The 16,407-nt window shown below is 65.0% G+C and carries 14 protein-coding genes and 1 other RNA gene; 6 read left to right on the top strand and 9 right to left on the bottom strand.

Annotated elements, in window-relative coordinates:
* Positions 1-36: 36 nt before the first annotated feature.
* The 4 genes from AC1PLA_RS17775 to AC1PLA_RS17760 form a co-directional block, all read right to left on the bottom strand.
* The gene (locus AC1PLA_RS17775) at positions 37-1,245 is read right to left on the bottom strand and encodes an ABC transporter permease (protein ID WP_481105058.1); all 1,209 of its coding nucleotides are present in this window, start codon (positions 1,243-1,245) and stop codon (positions 37-39) included.
* Between the two features lie 62 nt (positions 1,246-1,307).
* Complete coding sequence (locus AC1PLA_RS17770) at positions 1,308-2,600, bottom strand: ABC transporter permease (RefSeq protein ID WP_104646390.1); 1,293 nt, start codon at positions 2,598-2,600, stop codon at positions 1,308-1,310.
* A gap of 12 nt (positions 2,601-2,612) precedes the next feature.
* Positions 2,613-3,332 carry an ABC transporter ATP-binding protein gene (locus tag AC1PLA_RS17765; RefSeq protein WP_016900999.1) on the bottom strand — a complete coding sequence of 240 codons (720 nt, stop codon included), beginning with the start codon at positions 3,330-3,332 and terminating at the stop codon, positions 2,613-2,615.
* Between the two features lie 104 nt (positions 3,333-3,436).
* Positions 3,437-4,708, bottom strand: a complete 1,272-nt coding sequence (locus AC1PLA_RS17760; protein WP_026064021.1) for an efflux RND transporter periplasmic adaptor subunit — start codon at positions 4,706-4,708, stop codon at positions 3,437-3,439.
* Positions 4,709-4,921: 213 nt separating this feature from the next.
* Here AC1PLA_RS17760 and glmS point away from each other — a divergent pair, with 213 nt between their 5' ends.
* Positions 4,922-6,751: a glutamine--fructose-6-phosphate transaminase (isomerizing) gene (gene glmS / locus AC1PLA_RS17755; protein WP_481106227.1), complete on the top strand. Its 1,830-nt coding sequence runs from the start codon at positions 4,922-4,924 to the stop codon at positions 6,749-6,751.
* Positions 6,752-7,015: 264 nt separating this feature from the next.
* Here glmS and AC1PLA_RS17750 read toward each other — a convergent pair whose 3' ends face one another.
* Positions 7,016-7,651: a Crp/Fnr family transcriptional regulator gene (locus tag AC1PLA_RS17750; protein WP_481105057.1), complete on the bottom strand. Its 636-nt coding sequence runs from the start codon at positions 7,649-7,651 to the stop codon at positions 7,016-7,018.
* A gap of 89 nt (positions 7,652-7,740) precedes the next feature.
* On the opposite strand from AC1PLA_RS17750, the gene AC1PLA_RS17745 reads away from it, so the two are divergent.
* The 4 genes from AC1PLA_RS17745 to AC1PLA_RS17730 all read left to right on the top strand — a co-directional run bounded on the left by AC1PLA_RS17745 (position 7,741) and on the right by AC1PLA_RS17730 (position 10,649).
* A complete protein-coding gene (locus tag AC1PLA_RS17745; RefSeq protein ID WP_481105056.1) occupies positions 7,741-8,424 on the top strand; it encodes a hypothetical protein in 684 nt (227 codons plus the stop codon).
* Between the two features lie 198 nt (positions 8,425-8,622).
* Positions 8,623-9,096, top strand: a complete 474-nt coding sequence (locus AC1PLA_RS17740) for a hypothetical protein (protein ID WP_104555207.1) — start codon at positions 8,623-8,625, stop codon at positions 9,094-9,096.
* Between the two features lie 228 nt (positions 9,097-9,324).
* The gene (locus AC1PLA_RS17735) at positions 9,325-10,473 is read left to right on the top strand and encodes a hypothetical protein (RefSeq protein WP_481105055.1); all 1,149 of its coding nucleotides are present in this window, start codon (positions 9,325-9,327) and stop codon (positions 10,471-10,473) included.
* Between the two features lie 98 nt (positions 10,474-10,571).
* Positions 10,572-10,649: non-coding RNA, sX9 sRNA (locus AC1PLA_RS17730), on the top strand.
* Between the two features lie 131 nt (positions 10,650-10,780).
* Here the strand turns inward: AC1PLA_RS17730 and gloA are convergent.
* The 4 genes from gloA to AC1PLA_RS17710 form a co-directional block, all read right to left on the bottom strand.
* Positions 10,781-11,305, bottom strand: coding sequence for a lactoylglutathione lyase (gene gloA, locus AC1PLA_RS17725; protein WP_481105054.1), 525 nt, complete (start codon positions 11,303-11,305; stop codon positions 10,781-10,783).
* A gap of 219 nt (positions 11,306-11,524) precedes the next feature.
* Positions 11,525-12,826, bottom strand: coding sequence for a copper resistance protein B (locus tag AC1PLA_RS17720; RefSeq protein WP_481105053.1), 1,302 nt, complete (start codon positions 12,824-12,826; stop codon positions 11,525-11,527).
* A complete protein-coding gene (locus AC1PLA_RS17715) occupies positions 12,823-14,634 on the bottom strand; it encodes a copper resistance system multicopper oxidase (RefSeq protein ID WP_212579675.1) in 1,812 nt (603 codons plus the stop codon). Before AC1PLA_RS17715 ends, AC1PLA_RS17720 begins: the two co-directional genes overlap by 4 nt.
* 81 nt (positions 14,635-14,715) lie before the next feature.
* A complete protein-coding gene (locus AC1PLA_RS17710; protein ID WP_053045874.1) occupies positions 14,716-15,117 on the bottom strand; it encodes a CopL family metal-binding regulatory protein in 402 nt (133 codons plus the stop codon).
* Between the two features lie 134 nt (positions 15,118-15,251).
* Between AC1PLA_RS17710 and AC1PLA_RS17705 the strand changes: the two genes are divergently transcribed.
* A complete protein-coding gene (locus AC1PLA_RS17705) occupies positions 15,252-16,355 on the top strand; it encodes a PLP-dependent cysteine synthase family protein (protein ID WP_481105052.1) in 1,104 nt (367 codons plus the stop codon).
* The last annotated feature ends 52 nt before the right edge of the window (positions 16,356-16,407 follow it).

Below are 16,407 nucleotides of genomic sequence, written 5' to 3'. Positions count from 1 at the left end.
TGGGTCGACAGCGACCGCTGACGCGCAGCGTGCGCATCACGCACTGCGCGTGGCCACCGCCGGCGGCACCATCGCGGCGCGCCGTGCGGGCCAGTACACGGCGATCTGGCCCAGCGCCCAGAGCAACAGTGCGCCGATCGGCAGATACAGCACCGGCAGGCGCGGCAATTCGTAGCGGGCCATCAGCCAGACATTGATCGAGTACGCCAGCAACATGCCGAGCACGATGCCGACCGAGGCCAGCAGAAAATTCTCAATCTGGAAGTAGCGCAGGATCTGGCCGCGTGTGGCACCCAGTGCACGACGAATGCCAATCTGCTTGGTGCGTTGCTGCACCCAGAAGCTGGCCAGGCCGACGATGCCCAGCGCGGTGACGATCAGTAGCGCGATGCTCATGGTGATCAGCAGCCAGGCCATGGAGCGATCCTGTCGATAGAAATTGCGCCGCATCTGCTCGAACACCTTCGGTTTTTCGATGATGCGGCTTGCGCTGTTCTTTTCCAGCGCTGCCACTGCCTGACGCAGCACCTCGTCACGACGCGCCGGATCGGTGCGTAGCAGGTAGCGGCCGCCGTCCTTGTAGGTCATCTTGATCGGGGTCAGCATCGAATCGTCGTAAACAGCTGCGCCGCCATAGTCGTTAACGCGCGCCAGATGCTCCACGATGCCGACGATCTTCATGGGCGTGTCGCCGCGATAGATCGATTTCCCCAGGGCTGACTGGCCGGGGAACAGCTTGTGGGCTGCACTTCTGGTCAGGATGGCACTTGGGACGTTGGCCGTCTTGTCATCGGACCAGGTGAATTCGCCTTCCGTGAAACGGCGCCCCTGTACCAGCGTCAGGCCCATCGTATCCAGGGTCTGACTGTCCCCGGTGTAGTCGTTGACGTTGATCGTGGAGTTCTTCTGGTCAGCCGTCAGTTTGAGGCCACTGACCCACATGTTGTCGCCATAAGGAATCTGACTGACGCTGGAGGCATATTTGACGCCGGGAATGCTGCGCAGTGCAGCCAGGTCTGTCTCAGTGAGTGCGCGTGCGTCTTCATCGCGCCCGATACCGCTGATGCTGAGCGTCACCAGTTCGTTCTCTGCCAGACCGCTGGGGCGTTGTGTGCGCTCCAGGCGATCGCCGATCAGGAACAAGGCATTGGAGATGATGGCGCAACTGAGTGCTACCTCGAGCACGATCAGGGCAGCCGCCGTTTTGTGGCGTCGCAGGGTGGACAGAATGGGGCGGATTTCCATGGGCAATTCCTTGAGAAGGGCTGGCGAAACGCTGCGAAAGGGCGCGCGGTTCGGAGGTCAGCTCACTGCGCTTTGAGTTGGATGGCCGGTGGCACGGTGCATGCGCGCCATGCGGGGAGTAGCCCGGCCACGATGCTGGCCACCAGCGCGAGAGCAAACGTGGCCAGCAACATTGCCGGATCCAGCCTTGCCAGGTCGGCATATTGAGCGGGTTGTTGACGCACCCCCCACAGCCCCAACGCGGCAAGACCGAGCCCCAGGATGCCGCCGACCAGACCGATGGTTCCTGCCTCGACCAGCGACTGCGCGAAGATGCTGCGCTTGGTTGCCCCCAGTGCCCGGCGCACGCCGATCTCTCCACTGCGGCGCATGAATTTGGCCAGCAACAGGCCGACGGTATTGACCAGACACACCAGCAGGAACCCGAATGCCAGCCAGGTCTGCAGGCGCACATCGCTGGGAACGACCTTCTTGAAGTCCAGCCACTCCATCACGCTGCGCAGCTGGACGTTCGTGGGCTGCTCGAAGCGCCCGGCCCGTCGCTGCTGATCCGAATAGTTCTCCAGGTACTGACGGTACGCAGTGACCTTCTGTGGCGTATCCAGTTGCACCCAGTATTGGACCCAGGAACAGGCTGCGTTGATATCTTCCGGCGAACTGCTTTCGCCCCAGCATGAACGCTGTCCACTGTTTGAGAGTTTCAGTTCCATTGCGGTACTGAACGGCAGGAAGACCTGCTCGGACTTGTCGTAAGCCTGGCCACCCAGGTTGTAGAACGCTGGGGTCAACCGCCATTCGCGAACAACACCCACAACCCGCATGATGTTGCGATTGACGTTCACCGTGCGGCCGACGCTGTCCTCACCATGGAAGAGCTTCTTGTTCAGTGCTTCGGAGATCACCACCACCCGGGCACGGCTGCCGTCATCGCTGGCCGTCCAGGGGCCGCCATAAAGAAAGGGCACATCGAACATGGGGAAGAAATCAACGGACGTGTAACGCGCGTCCAGCATCATTGGCCGCAACGTGGTGTTGTCTGGTTCCAGCGGAACGGTGCCTGCGGTCATCATGACCTGACGGTCCCCACGCTTTTCCCGTAGCAGCGCCTCGGCATCGAAGCGGGTCAACTGATCCAGTGCATCGTCGTCTTGATAGCCCAACGAACGCGCATCGAGCTGCGGATGAAACAGCGTGCCGCTTTTCCCCGGCAACGGATCGCCAGACAGGATGTAGAACACCGTCAGGGTGGTCATGCTGGCGCCGATGCCGAGCGCGATGGCCAGCACCATCAGCGCGGTGAGCACCTTGTTGCGGCGGAAGCTGCGTAAGGCAAGATTGAAGTAGTAGCCGAACATGGGATGTGCCTCTTACTCGGCCAGGGTGGCGGCGCTGTCGCGCGAGCGCATCAGGGCGGGGTTGCGTTCCAGGTCGGTGGCCTGGCCGTCGACGATATGCACGTTGCGCTGCGCGCGTGCGGCCAGTTCCGGGTCGTGGGTGACCATGACGATGGTGGTGCCCTGGCTGTTGATCTCCTCCAGCAGTTCCATCACCCCGCGTGCCATCTGCGAGTCGAGGTTGCCGGTGGGTTCGTCGGCCAGCAACAGGCGCGGGCTGCCGGCCAGCGCACGCGCGATGGCGGCACGCTGCTGCTGGCCACCGGACAGCTCGGTGGGGTAGTGCTTCAGGCGCGAGCCCAGGCCGACCTTGGTCAAGGCTTCTTCGATGCGCTGCTTGCGCTCGGCCGCGGCCATGCCGCGATAGCGCAGCGGCACATCGACGTTGTCGAACAGGTTGAGATCGGGAATCAGGTTGAAGCCCTGGAAAATGAAGCCGATCTTGCGGTTGCGCAGGCGCGAACGCGCGTCGTCGGACAGATGGCTGACGTCTTCGCCGTCGAGCAGATACTGCCCGCTGGTGAAGGTCTCCAGCAGCCCGGCCAGGTTGAGGAAGGTGGTCTTGCCCGAGCCGGAGGGGCCGGTGACCGCGACGAACTCGCCTTCGCGCACATGCAGGTCCAGCGAGCGCAGCGCGTGCGTTTCCACCTGTTCGGTGCGGAAGACCTTGGAGACCGATTGCATCTTGAGCATTGCCGATTCCTTTACGAAGAAGGTGTGTGCGAAAGAGATTGAGAGTGGCTGACAAACCGTGGCGAGCAGCCCTGACGGCTGCGCAGCAGGTGTGCTGGCCGCTTTTAGTGAACGGTGACGCGCGGCGCATCCCCGAAGTTGTCTGCGCCGGAGACCACCACGCGGTCGCCGACCTGCAGCCCGGACAGCACCTGCACCTCGCCCAGGCTGCTGACGCCCATGCGCACCGGACGGCGCACCGCGGTGTTGCCATCCATCACATAGGCGTAGCTGCCGCCGGACTGTTCGACGAACGGGCCGCGCTCGACCTTGAGCACGTTGCGGCGCGTGTCCATCACCACGCGTGCGCTCATGCGCTGGCTCTGGCGCAGGCCCGGCGGCTGCTTGTCGGCAAAGCGGATGCGTGCGGTGACTTCGCCATTGACCACTTCCGGCGACACCGCCGAGATCGCGCCGGGGAACGGCTCGCCGCTGCCGCTGGTGAGCTGCGCCGGCATGCCGATCGCCAGATCGCGCGCAAAACTTTCCGGCACCTTGATCTCCACTTCGAACTTGGACAGGTCCACCACGCCCAGGATCGGCGCGTTCGCCGCGACCTGGGTGTGCTGCACCGCCTGCACCTGGCCGACCTGGCCATCGAACGGCGACAGCAGCGTGAGCGCATCCACCTGGCGCTGCACCTCGGCCACCACCGCGCGCTGGCGGTCGGCGAGCAGGCGCTTGTTGCGCGAATCCAGGTCTGCACCCTGGCTCTTCAGCGACGCATCCCGCTCGGCGTGCTGCAGGTCGATGTCGGTCTTCTTCAAGGTGTCCTGCGCCTTGGCCAGTTCCACCTGCGGCACCGCGCCGCCATCGTAGCCGCGCTGGTAGCGCTCCAGGTCGCGCGCGGCGGCCTGCTTGTCGATCTTGGCCTGGTCGGTGAGCTTGCTGGCCGTGGCGCGGGCCAGGGTGGCATCCAGTGCGGCGCGGCTGGACTCGGCTTCCAGCCCGGCCAGGGTGGCCTGCTCCTGCGCCAGCTTGCTGCGCAGCTCCGGGCTGTCGATGCGGGCCAGCTCCTGGCCCTGCTTGACCACGTCGCCGGCCACCACGCTCAGCGTCACCGTGCCGGCCGAGATGGCGTACAGCACGGGGCTGTTGGCGGCGATGACGCGGCCGTCGGCGGCGATGTCGCGCACCAGGTCGCCCTGGCTGACCGTGGCGATCCGCACCCGGCTGGCATCGAACGAGCGGCTACCGGCGCTCCACGCGGTGACCGCCCAGCCGATGCCGGCCAATACCGCGACCACCGCGATGCCGGGCCATAGCCAGCGGCGCCAGGGCGCGCTCTGGGCGGGTGTACGGAGAACCTGGTCCTGGGCGGAGGTATCGCGAATCATGGTCGGCTGGCTCGGTGGCGTCACTGTGATAAAGCAGGACGTGTGCCAACCTTTAAGTCGTTGAATGCAATCGTTTTTAGACGTTAGTGGTCAGTGTCCGCAGTGTCCGCGGACACTGCTGCGGACACGCTGTCCGGGCATGGTCATGCAGCGGACAATAGCGGACACGCTAAAATGCCTGGCTTATTCCTCAAGTACCTCAAGGGTTGTCCTATGTGCGGCATTGTCGGAGCGATCGCCGGGCGCGATGTGGTCCCGGTCCTGATCGAAGGACTCAAGCGTCTGGAATACCGTGGCTACGATTCCTCCGGCATCGCCGTGCTCGATGGAGCCCAGATACGCCGCGTGCGCCGCACCGGGCGCGTGGCGGAGATGGCGCAGGCGGCGCAGGCCGAGCAGTTCGGCGCCACGCTGGGCATCGGCCACACTCGCTGGGCCACCCATGGCGGGGTCACCGAGGCCAATGCGCACCCGCACATCAGTGACGGCGTGGCACTGGTGCACAACGGCATCATCGAAAACCACGAACAGCAGCGCGAGAAGCTGCGTGCGCTGGGCTATACCTTCGAGTCGCAGACCGATACCGAAGTGATCGCGCACCTGATCCATCACCATCTGGGCAGTGCAGGCGACCTGTTGACCGCGCTGCAGCGCACCGTCAAGGAGCTCACTGGTGCCTACGCGCTGGCAGTGATGAGCCAGGCCGAACCGGAGCGCTTCGTCTGCGCGCGCATGGGCTGCCCGCTGCTGATCGGCGTGGGCGAGGGCGAGAACTTCGTCGCCTCCGATGTCTCGGCCATCGTGCAGGCCACCCGCCAGGTGATTTTCCTGGAAGAGGGCGACACCGCCGAACTGCGCCGCGATGGCGTGCGCATCTTCGATGGTAACGACGCACCGGTCGAGCGCCCGCTGCACCTGTCGGATGTGTCGCTGGCATCGCTGGAACTGGGCCCATTCCGCCATTTCATGCAGAAGGAAATCCACGAGCAGCCGCGTGCGCTGGCCGACACCATCGAGGCGGCGATCGATGCCAAGGGCTTCCCCGCGTCATTGTTCGGCGCCAATGCCGAAGCAGTGTTGCGCGATATCGACGGCGTGCAGATCCTGGCCTGCGGCACCAGCTACTACGCCGGCATGACCGCGCGTTACTGGATCGAAGCCATCGCCGGGCTGCCGTGCAGCGTGGAGATCGCCAGCGAATACCGCTACCGCGCTGCCTACGCCAATCCCAGGCACCTGATCGTCACCATCTCCCAATCCGGCGAAACGCTGGACACGATGGAGGCGCTGAAATACGCCAAATCGCTGGGGCACCTGCACACCTTGTCGATCTGCAACGTGCCAGAAAGCGCGATCCCGCGCGCCAGCGAACTGGTCTGCTACACACGTGCCGGCGCCGAGATCGGCGTGGCCTCGACCAAGGCGTTCACCACCCAGCTGGCGGTGTTGTTCCAGCTGACCATGGTGCTGGGCAAGTTGCAGGGGCGCATCAGCGAGGCCGAGGAAGCGGAGTATTTGGAACAGCTGCGTTTCCTACCGGGCAGCGTGCAGCACGCGCTGAATCTGGAGCCGCAGATCATGGCCTGGGCCGAGCGTTTTTCGGCCAAGGAAAACGCATTGTTTCTCGGCCGCGGCCTGCATTACCCGATCGCGCTGGAAGGCGCGCTCAAGCTCAAGGAAATCTCCTATATCCACGCCGAAGCGTATCCGGCCGGCGAGTTGAAGCACGGCCCGCTGGCCCTGGTGGACGCGGCGATGCCGGTGGTGGTGATTGCGCCGAACGATCGCCTGCTGGAAAAGGTCAAATCCAATATGCAGGAAGTGCGCGCCCGTGGCGGCGAGCTGTTCGTGTTCGCCGACCAGGACAGCCACTTCAGCGAGTCCGAAGGCGTGCACGTGATCCGCACTCCGCGCCACGCCGGCGTGCTGTCGCCGGTGATCCACACCATCCCGGTGCAGTTGCTGGCCTACCACACCGCACTGGCACGCGGCACCGATGTAGACAAGCCGCGTAACCTGGCCAAGTCGGTGACGGTGGAGTAGCGGCACAAGCCCGGCATGGTGCGTGGTCGGAGATGACGATCGGTAACTGGAGAGTCATTCGTCCAACTGGCGCTGACGGGTGATGGGCGTGCAGGTACCGATTCGTCCAACATGAAAAATGCAGAAGGGCGGGGTGCGTCATTGCTCCGGCCCTTTCGCTTCCACAGCGCGACTCGTGGCGTGTCACCCATAGACTGGATGGCGCATGCTGGTTATGCGAGGGGCTTGGCCTGACCATTGAGGCGCGACTTGGCATCCAGGGCGCTAGTCGTGCTCTCGCTCCCCTGCGAGGATCGCTGCGAGGGCGTCCATGTTCAGCACATTGACCTTGCCGTAGCCAACGTCGATCAAGCCTTGGGCTTTCCAGGCCTTCAAGAGCCGGTTCACGGTAGGACGGGAAACGCCCAGCCTGTCGGCAAGAGCACTCTGTGGCAAGCGGATGCTGGGTTGGGCAGTGAGAAGCTGGGCCGCCAGCCGGCGTTCGAGCGAACGTGCCTGATTGGCTTCAATCCAGTTCAGGGTCTGCCGATAGCGTGAGCACACCAGACGGGTGATGGCCAGCAGCGCCGCCGGGTTGGATGCGATCACCCGGTTGAAGGCGACAGTCGAGACGACGGCGATCTTGCTACGTCCGTGGGCCACCGCGCTGAACGCCCGTGCCCGCGCATCCAGTAGCGGAACTTCCCCAAACCACTGGCCTGGTCCAAGCACCAGCGACAGCCTCTCGCTGAGCTGCATCGGCTCCAGTGAGACCCGGACCGCGCCGCTGAGAATGCCGAACATGCAGGCAGGGGTGGAGCCCAGATCAAAGATCCGCTGGCCCGCGACAAACGTTCGAACCGACGCCTGGGAGAGAAAAATCTCTGCAATCTCTGGACTCAGGGTGCCATCGTCGGGCATGGCCGGGACCGTGGTCGAACTGTTCTGATTTTACAGTCTGGCGGGTTCAACGGGGGCACCATGCTGGCCTAATCCTTGGAGCACCAGCCATGTATGTGGGTCACTTTGCGATCGGACTGGCCTTGAAAGCGCGCTTTCCGAGTACCCCGACGCTTCCGCTCCTGCTGGGCGTCGGCTTCCTCGACATCCTGGACGGCATCTTCATCATGCTTGGCTGGGACCTGGTAACGCCCAACCTCGCTGCAGGCCCCTATCTGTTCTTCGACCTGACATTCATCGACTGGGATCATTCGCTGTTGGCGGCGGTCGTGTGGTCGGTTGTCTGGGCTGGTTTCTTCTGGAAAGACAGGCGCGTTGCAGTCCTGGCGTTCATCGCGTCCTTCTCTCACTTCCTCGCCGATTGGCCGATGCACAACAATGACCTGGCGCTTTTGCCGCATTCACAGACCCACCTTGGCCTGGGACTGTGGGGACGGCTGGGAACTGCCTCGTGGGTGATCGAAGGAATCTTTGTTGCGGTGCTGGCCGCCTACGCCTGGCAGTCGGCGCGCAAGCGGGGGGTGAACTGGAACTGGCCGCTTGTCGTCTTGACGGTCGCGTTCTTCAATCTCTCCCCGTGGCTGTCTCCGATGAAGCACATCGCCGTGCTGGACGAGCCGGCGGCACATCTGCTGCATGGCTTGCTCGTAACGCTGGGGTTTCTTGTGCCGGGTGCATTGCTCACGTGGCTCGTGGATCGTGAAGCGCGAAAGACACTGGTGTTGCGTCCCTGATGACGCGACCGGCAGCGGCAGTGGGCTCGGTCGCGGGTAGCGGTTGACTGGCGCCGTGCAAGGCGCTGCTCGGGGGGGGCAACCCATTGCGCGATCCGGCTGCGGTGCACGACTGGCAGACGACGGGCCCGGCTGCCAACGCGATGGCCCAGGTTATGCATACGCTTCCTGCGAGGGTCCCATCACGCAGGAGGACGTATGCACGAGTCTTTCAAACAGGGCGCGCCGGCGGAATTGTGGCAGGCGTTGGTACGTGAGGCGGGGCAGCGGATTGCACAGCCGCTGGACGAATCGCGCGAGCATTATCTGGTCTTCGTGTTGCTGCGCCTGCAGCGCGATGCGCAGCTGTTTTCGCGCACGCAGGCCCTGGCCTGGTTGCACGCGCAGGACCAGATCGGCAGTCTGCGGGCCGATGCATTGCGCGACATCGGAGATCAATGCCTGCTGATTGCCGGCCTGTTTCCCGGCATTGCACAGCGCCGGCGGCTCAGCGTCGACTACTTCATCGAGCTGGGCCGCGGCGCGTATTTCGAAGTGGCCGACACGCGTTACAGCGATGCAGGTCTGTTCGCGCAGTTGGCCGGCACCTATCGCGAGTTGGTCCGCACGCTTGCGGCGCTGCGCCCGCCGCGCGAGTGGCAGCGCAGTCACGGCGGGCTGCTGCATGCGTAGATAAGCGTCACTTCCGGGGCGGTCCCTACAGCTGTGGGGACCGCCCCGACTGCCAATTACCCATGATGCGCTCACACTAAGTCTGCAACTGAGCGTTCTAGCCGACTGCGGACCGTTGTCTGATGGACCAAAGCACTGTGTCGTTGGTCGCTGTCCGCGCGATCTGACAGTGCCATGTCGCATTGCGTGGGGGACACGCAATGCGACGCTCTCCAGGGGAAGGAATCCATGAAAGCATTAATTGCAGTGGCGATCTCGGCGCTGAGCGGGGCCGCAATGGCCAGCGACGTCCCGCCCGGTTATGCGGGCGTGGGCGGCATGACCTTGCAAGACATCGACCCGGCCATCTATGCCTATCACTACGACCACGGCTTCGTTGGCGAAGACGCGATGGGGTGGGATCCGGCGCTGCAGTTCGCCTGGTCGCGCATCGCTGCGGCCAAGGTCTGCGGCCAGCAGCCTGTCGAGCAGGACGCCCTCGTTGCCAGGCTGGTTGCGCAGTACGGCCAGGATGCGGCCGTGCATCAAGTCAATGGCATCGCATTTCATGAAGTGCAGATGCGCGCCTCCAGCGCGTTCTGTACCGCCACCCGTGGTGCCGAGGCGGTGGCAGTATTGCCCGCATTTGCCAACGGCGATTTTTCGACGGCAACGACCTATGCCGCGGCTGCAGTTGCCGGCACGCTGTCGGTCGCCGAGACACAGCAACAGCCCTCCGCACAGACACAGGGCGATGCCGACGCAGTCATTGCACCATCGGCGGATTGGGCGTTGCAGCTGCCGTTGCATGCCAGCATGCGTGTGGGGTCCAACGGCCTGCCTAACGGCGACGAAATGTTGCGCGTGGTGCGGCGCGGGCACACCGGGGCAGTGGTGGGCCTGCAGATCGCCACAAGCCTGTTCACGCGCGGCGTCGCAGTGTCGGCCTTCGGCAAGGGGCAGCTGAAAGGCGAAAAGATGGAGGCCGTGGGCAATCCCGGTTATCAACTGCAGCGTGATGCGGTCAATGCGCGCCTGAAGAGCTACTTCACCGGGCATCCGGCAGCACTGCCGGCAGAACCGTTCCCGCTGCAGGTCCTGATGTCCGATTGGCTGCTCGTCTACCAGAGCCTGGCCGATACCAAGTCGCCCTACGAGCTGCGCTACGCGGTAACGATTGGCGGTGAACACTCCGGACTGTTGAAGCGCAAGGCGAGTCCGGTCAATCTGGACTGCGCGCCCACACCGCGCACTGCATCGCTCGAGGAGTGGGAGGCAAACGACTACGCGCTGGTCAAGCAGGCCGCACAGGCCTACAGCGAGGAATGCGCCGCAAAATTTGCCGAGCAGTTACCGCAGTGGTTCCCGGATAGAGAGGCAGTTGCCACCTCCAACTGAGGCAACGCGTCATGCCGCAGCATGGCGCCTGCATCTAAGAGTGGCTACAAAACTACTGCGCCGCCGTCAGGCGGGCGCGGCCGGTGCTCGGAATTATCATGCACCACTCTCAACATCGCGGGCCTGAGCGCGCCGTCCGCACTCACCTGATGATCGCACGCTACGTTGCGTTAGCCGCTGGAAGTGCGCTGCGCGCATCCAGCTGTGTCGGCGTTCTCTGCCGACATACCCTGCTCGAGAGCGAAGTACCGACAGCGCATGTGCCTGAAACAAGAATGCCCGGGAACCCCGGGCATTTTGTTATGGGTTACGCCAGCGGCGTATTGGAAATGATCTCCACCCAGTAGCCGTCCGGGTCCTTGATGAAGGCCAGGTGCTTCATGCGGCCGTCTTCCAGGCGTTTCTGGTACGGCACGTTGAGGCTATCGAAACGTGCGCAGGCGGCGTGGATGTCGGGCACCGAGATGCAGATGTGGCCGAAGCCGCGCGGCTCGCTGTTGCCGTCGTGGTAGACCGGGCCGTCCTGGGTTTCGGTGCCGTGGTTGTGGGTGAGTTCGAGCACGCCGGGGATGCCGGCCATCCACAGCCGACGCGCGGCATCGTCGTCGGGGATCGCGGTGCCGTCGGGCAGCAGGGCCAGGAAGTACAGGCTGAACTGCGCATCGGGAAAGTCGCGTGCGTCCAGCAAGCGGAAGCCCAGCACGCGCGTGTAGAAATCCAGCGAACGCTGCGCATCCTTGACGCGCAGCATGGTGTGGTTGAACACGAAACCGGCGGTGTCGGCAGATGCGGTGCTGGCGCCGGGGACGTGTTGCAGGTCGGTCAAAGGCATTGCGGTCTCCTCGATGGAATGCGGGGGCAGGTCAGGCTGCACTGGACGTGGATGTTAGCGGGGCAATGGTTGTCGGCATGTCTGCACCTTGCATGTCGGCGGTCTGGCCGCGTCGCTATCTGATTGATCACGCGCGGCGGCACGAACTGTGCTGTTCAAGGCCGTGGCATGGGCCTGCACCCGAATACGAGCGGTCAGGCCCATGCGCACGGCGCTGTCTCAGAACCAGATGCGCAGGCCGGCAACAAACCGGCTGTCGCGTACAGGCTCATCGTCGATCGCGGCGCGGCGGGCGGTGTCGCCGAAACTGCGGCTGTGCACCCAGCCGATATAGGGCGCGAAGCGGCGGGTGATTTCGTAGCGCAGCCGTAGGCCGACCTCGACCTGCTCCAGCCCGCTGCCGACGCCGCGCCGGTCATCGTCGGTGAGGGCGATATCGGCTTCCACGCGTGGTTGCAGGATCAGCCGGTTGGTGAGCAGCACCTCGTACTCGCCTTCCAGGCGTAATGCCGCGCGGCTGCCGCTGCCGACATAGAGCGTGGCTTCGGTCTCGAACTTGTAGGGCGCCAGGCCCTGCACGCCGAAGGCGGCCCAGCTGCGCTGCTCACCCGCTCCGATGTCCTGACGTGCGCCAACCAGCAGGTCCCACCATGGCGAGATGGCGTGGCCATAGAACGCTTCCATCGATGCGGACTGCGTGCGCCCGTCCTGCCGCTCGCCTTCGCTGCGCAACCAGAGCCGGCCGATATCGCCGCCGATCCAGGCGCGCGCTTCCCAGTCCTGGCCACTGCCGCGCGTGGTGTCGAAGGCTTCCAGTCGATCGAGCAACACGTAGTGATTGATGCCTGGCGCGTGCATCGCATGGTGCTGCAAGGGGGCGAATGCCGCCGCGATCTCCTCGGCAGTGGGCTCGGGGATCGGCGTACGTGGCAGTGCGCCGGTGCCGGGCGATGCCGGCGTTTGCGTCACCGCTTCGGCATGCGGCGCGTGCTCCATGTCGGAGTGATCCATCGCCCCATGCTGTTGCTCGTGCTGCATCGACGCATGATCCATCGATGCGTGCTCCATTGCATCGTGGTCGCTGTCTGCCTGTGATTGCCGGGCGTGGTCCAGTTGTGGATTTGCAGAGGTCTGGTGTGCGGAGTGCTGGACATCGGCATGCTGCATGCCTGCGTGGTGCATCGATGCCGGCGCTGCCGAAGCGTCGGGCTGTACTGGGTGTTGCGCAGGCATGCTGTCAGCAGCCTTTGTCGATGCTGATGCTGATGCTGATGCAGTGCTGGAGTGCTGCGCGTGCTGCATCTGTGCATGATCCATTTGCATCGCCTCTGCGCTCTGCTGCGCGGATGGCGGCGATGCCTCCGTTGCGATGGATGTCTGCGGCTGGGCCGCCTGCATTACATGTGCGCCATCGACGTGCGCGGATGACTCCATCGCCGCATGCTGATGCTCCTGTGCAGTGGCCGATGCGCTCAGCAGCAGTGCGAGCAGCGTCCTGTATTGCGTCCGTAGCGTACTCATGCCTCCACCCGCACTTCGCGCATCATGCCCGCTTCCATGTGGTACAGCAGATGGCAATGGTAGGCCCAGCGGCCCAATGCATCGGCGCGGACGCGATAGCTGCGGCGTGTGCCGGGCGGCATGTCGATGGTGTGCTTGCGCACCTGGAAATTGCCATCGGCGTCTTCCAGATCGCTCCACATGCCGTGCAGATGGATGGGGTGCTGCATCATGGTGTCGTTGACCAGTACGATGCGCAGCCGCTCGCCGTACTGCAGCCGCAAGGGCTCTGCCGAGGCGAAGGCGATGCCGTCGAACGACCAGGCGAATTTTTCCATATGCCCGGTCAGATGCAGCTCGATCTCGCGGCCGGGTTCGCGCCCATCCGGATCCTCGAACAGGCTGTGCAGGTCGGCGTAGCGCAGCACTTGGCGGCCGTTGTCGCGCAGGCCAACTCCGGGATCGTCCAGGCGCGGTGAAGTGGCATTGCTGCGCATGTCGATCAGCGGGTTGCCGTCTTCGCTGGCGGGGTGATGCGGCGTCTTGTCATCTGTATGCGCTTGGGTATCGCCATGCGTATGCATGTCGTGCATCGCATGCGCTGCCTGCATCCCGGCTGCGCCGTGCATGGCGTGACCTGCATGCGCCATGCCATCGCCGTGCCCCATGTCCTGCATGGTGAGGATCGCGCGCGGATCCAGCGCGGGAATCGGTGCCTGCAGCCCATGCCGCACCGCCAGCGTGCCGCAGGCGAATCCGGTGCGGCCCATGTCCTGCGCGAACACGGTAAACGCGTCCTGGCCGATGGGCTCGACAAGCACGTCGAAGGTCTCGGCCGCCGCAATGCGCAGCTCGTCCACGCTGACCGGATGCACGTACTGGCCGTCGGCGGCCACCACGGTCATGCGCAGGCCGGGGATGCGGATGTCGAAGTAGGTCATCGACGAGCCGTTGATGAAACGCAGCAGTACTTTCTCGCCAGGCTTGAACAGGCCGGTCCAGTTGCCGGCCGGGGCGACGCCGTTGAGCAGGTAGGTGTAGGTGTTGGCGTTGACGTCGGACAGGTCGGTCGGGGTCATGCGCATGCGCCCCCACATGCCGCGGTCGGCCAGCGTTGCGCGCAGGCCGTCGTCGCGCGCGTCGCGCAGGAAATCGCCCACCGTGCGCTGCGCGTAATTGTCGTGGCTGGGCATCTGCTTGAGCCGCCGGAACAGCGCGGCCGGGTCCAGGTCGGTCCAGTCCGAGAGCAGCAGCACATGTTCGCGATCGTGCCGGTACGGCGGTGGTGTCAGCGGATCAATGACGATCGCACCGTACAGGCCGGCCTGTTCCTGAAACATCGAATGGCTGTGATACCAGTAGGTGCCGGACTGGCGCAGCGCGAAGCGGTAGTGGTATTCCTGGCCCGGCGCGATGCCGTCGAAACTCATCCCCGGCACGCCGTCCATGTTGGCCGGCAGCAACAGGCCGTGCCAGTGCACCGAGGTGGGTTGGTCAGCCAGCGCGTTGCGCACGCGCACGCTGATCGTGTCGCCTTCGCGCCAGCGCAGCGTGGGGGCCGGCAGGCTCTGGTTGACGGTGATGGCGGGGCGGCTGCGCCCGGTGAGGTTGACCGGCATACGGCCGATCTGCAGCGTCTGGCTGCTGCCGCGCAGGACCGGCGTACTCACCGGGTTGGACGCACGCGCATCGCTGCGCCACAGGCCGCCGGCGGCGGCAACGCCGCCCAGGGCAAGGCCTTGCACGAAGCGGCGTCGACTCAGGCCGCCACAGGAAGGGGGATCGAAAGAATTCGGATCGAAAGACATGACATCTCCACTGCGCCCCACCACCGAAGGCGGACGCATCACATCGCTTAGAAACCCCGCGCAGCAAGCGCACGGGCCCGATGACGGCGCAGCCGTCAGCGCTCAGGCGATGGGAGGTCGAACCGGTTGTTCGGGCACCGGGCTGCTGCGCCCTTCGGCCAGGGTGGCAGGCAGGGTGGGGCGGCCAGGCAGGCCGGCGGGCACCGCAGGCAGGGTCAGCAAGGCGAGGCTGCAGTGCTGCAGGCAGTCGCAGCTGCCCAGCTTGCAGCAGTCGGCCGCGTGCGCGTGCTGGGTTTTATCAGGGGGATGCGTCGCAGCGGGCGGCGGCATGTCGGCATGGCACGGCATCGCGGCCGACATGGGCGCGTGCGCCATCGACGCGGTCGCAACCATCCCGGCCGACGCCATCTCCGGCAGCGCCATGCCCACCGACGCCCACGCGCCGGTAGCCGTATTGGCAACCAGGCACAGGCACAGCAGCAGGCGGAGCAGGCAACGCAGCACGGGCAGTCAGGGCGGGGCGGTCAGGTGCGACGAGCATAGCATCGGCTCCCAGCTGTCCGCCCGATGACCCGCCGGCCGTGGCCGCGCGCCCGGCAGCGGTAGAATTGACGCTTCCTTCGCCGCACAGTCCTGCCATGTCGCAGCGCCAGTGGGTGGCCGCCGCCATCCAGAAGATCGAGGCCGATTTCAACCGTTCGGCCGACACCCATCTGATTCCGATGGACCTGCCGGGCTTTCCGGGCATCGACCTGTATTTCAAGGACGAGTCCAGCCACCCGACCGGCAGCCTCAAGCACCGGCTGGCGCGCTCGCTGTTCCTGTACGCGCTGACCAACGGCTGGCTGCGGGCCGGGCGGCCTGTGATCGAGGCCTCCAGTGGCTCGACCGCCATCTCCGAGGCCTATTTCGCGCGGCTGCTGGAGGTGCCCTTCATCGCGGTGATGCCGGCTTCGACCTCACCGGAAAAGATCGCCGCGATTCAATTCCAGGGCGGCCGCTGCCATCTGGTCGAACGTGCCTGCGATCTTGACAGCGCCTCGCACCAGCTCGCGCGCGAGACCGGCGGCCACTTCATGGACCAGTTCACCTACGCCGAGCGCGCCACCGACTGGCGCGCCAACAACAACATCGCCGAATCGATCTTCAAGCAGCTGGCCGAGGAGCCGCATCCGATTCCCGACTGGATCGTCTGCAGCCCCGGCACCGGCGGCACCAGCGCCACGCTCGGCCGCTATGTGCGCTATCGGCGCCATGCCACCCGCATCCTCTGCGCCGACCCGGAAGTGTCGGTGTTCTTCGACGGCTATTGCCGCGCGGTGGACGGGCAGTGCCCCAAGGAGCTGGCCATCACCGGCGGCTCGCGCATCGAAGGCATCGGCCGCCCGCGGGTGGAGTCCAGCTTCATCGCCAGCTGCGTGGACGTGATGATCAAGGTGCCCGACGCCCTGAGCCTGGCCGCCATGCGCCATGTCAGCGCCACGCTCGGCCGCCGCGTCGGTGGCTCCACCGGCACCAACTTCGTCGGCGTGCTGCAGGCCGCCCAGCGCATGCGCCAGGCCGGCCGCAGCGGCTCCATCGTCACTATCCTGTGCGATGCCGGCGAGCGCTATGCGCACAGCTATTACGACCCGGCCTGGTACGTGGCGCGCGACATCGACGTCACCGACAGCGATGCGGCCATTGCCATCGCCGTCAACGGCGGCGACCTACCTGCGCTGCCTTGTGCGGCGCTGGAATGATCGCCATATCCGATCAGCTGCTGGCAAAACCGTTGCGTCTGGCAACGTCTGT

It is taken from the genome of Xanthomonas sp. NCPPB 1826 (assembly GCF_056725285.1).
Note: the sequence above shows the minus strand (reverse complement) of the source record. Positions and strands in the feature narration are given on the sequence as shown.

What these genes read in the sequence shown, in the direction of transcription:
- gloA (WP_481105054.1), bottom strand. Translation starts at nt 11,305, where the DNA reads ATGCCTTTGACCGACCTGCAACACGTCCCCGGCGCCAGCACCGCATCT.
- AC1PLA_RS17765 (WP_016900999.1), bottom strand. Translation starts at nt 3,332, where the DNA reads ATGCTCAAGATGCAATCGGTCTCCAAGGTCTTCCGCACCGAACAGGTG.
- AC1PLA_RS17750 (WP_481105057.1), bottom strand. Translation starts at nt 7,651, where the DNA reads ATGCCCGACGATGGCACCCTGAGTCCAGAGATTGCAGAGATTTTTCTC.
- AC1PLA_RS17735 (WP_481105055.1), top strand. Translation starts at nt 9,325, where the DNA reads ATGAAAGCATTAATTGCAGTGGCGATCTCGGCGCTGAGCGGGGCCGCA.
- AC1PLA_RS17775 (WP_481105058.1), bottom strand. Translation starts at nt 1,245, where the DNA reads ATGGAAATCCGCCCCATTCTGTCCACCCTGCGACGCCACAAAACGGCG.
- AC1PLA_RS17745 (WP_481105056.1), top strand. Translation starts at nt 7,741, where the DNA reads ATGTATGTGGGTCACTTTGCGATCGGACTGGCCTTGAAAGCGCGCTTT.
- AC1PLA_RS17740 (WP_104555207.1), top strand. Translation starts at nt 8,623, where the DNA reads ATGCACGAGTCTTTCAAACAGGGCGCGCCGGCGGAATTGTGGCAGGCG.
- AC1PLA_RS17770 (WP_104646390.1), bottom strand. Translation starts at nt 2,600, where the DNA reads ATGTTCGGCTACTACTTCAATCTTGCCTTACGCAGCTTCCGCCGCAAC.
- AC1PLA_RS17760 (WP_026064021.1), bottom strand. Translation starts at nt 4,708, where the DNA reads ATGATTCGCGATACCTCCGCCCAGGACCAGGTTCTCCGTACACCCGCC.
- glmS (WP_481106227.1), top strand. Translation starts at nt 4,922, where the DNA reads ATGTGCGGCATTGTCGGAGCGATCGCCGGGCGCGATGTGGTCCCGGTC.
- AC1PLA_RS17705 (WP_481105052.1), top strand. Translation starts at nt 15,252, where the DNA reads ATGTCGCAGCGCCAGTGGGTGGCCGCCGCCATCCAGAAGATCGAGGCC.
- AC1PLA_RS17720 (WP_481105053.1), bottom strand. Translation starts at nt 12,826, where the DNA reads ATGAGTACGCTACGGACGCAATACAGGACGCTGCTCGCACTGCTGCTG.